An 884-nucleotide genomic window follows, 5' to 3' on the forward strand; every position below is an offset into this window, starting at 1 on the left:
TCTAGCTCGTTATTCACTATCACGTTTAGTCGTATACTATAAAGATCACAATCAAGTTATTTTTGACGTGGACTTGTTTTACAATGTCCCTTGTACTACTTGTTTGTTTCATCACAAAATTGTGATGTCCTTGTCTTAATATATGTCTATGAACTCTTTTCCATTAACCGCCTTTCAGCCGGTTGGTTTTGCAAAGGTACAAACGATTTTTCATTCGACCAAATATTCAAGAAACTTTTTTTCAACACTCACACTTGAGCACCCCGTTTCTGAATTGCGAATGCAAAGATAGAAAGAATTTTTCAATCCACCAAATCTCAGCACCTAATCTCCAAGAAACTTAATCTCCAACACCCAAACCCTTGGGGCTAAAAATAGACCTCCGCTATCACCCCACTGGGCTACTAAGAGGTCTCATTTCTCGTTTGCGGTTGCAAAGATAGAAACAATTTCCCATTCCACCAAATATATCCATCAAGAAAATCGCACAGAATACAGTAAGTCATTGATATTCAAATCAAAAAAAAAAAAAAACGCATAATTATTTTAAAGCAACCTACAGCTGGTATACGATCTAAGCCCTAAACACCTATTATATATATATGACTATTTCATGAAGTCTCACTCGCTAGATAAGAGAGCAAAAGTTGAGATGCAACTAAGCAATCGGAAAACGCCAAAATATACGCCTGAGCATCAACTGTTTTGTAGTACCGCCAAAACACAGTTTACATTGCTTCGTAATTCAATGCGCAAAACTGGTCCTGTAAGAGACTGTTGCACGAAGGCGATCTGCGGCGTTGCTTTCGGAATTCGGTCTAGGTCACGTACATGAGTACGCTCCCTTCGGCCTAGTTGGGCCTTGGTGCCTTACGGCACCTTGC

Origin of the sequence: Porphyromonas sp. HMSC077F02, assembly GCF_001815465.1 — a bacterium.
Classification (GTDB): Bacteria; Bacteroidota; Bacteroidia; order Bacteroidales; family Porphyromonadaceae; genus Porphyromonas_A; species Porphyromonas_A somerae.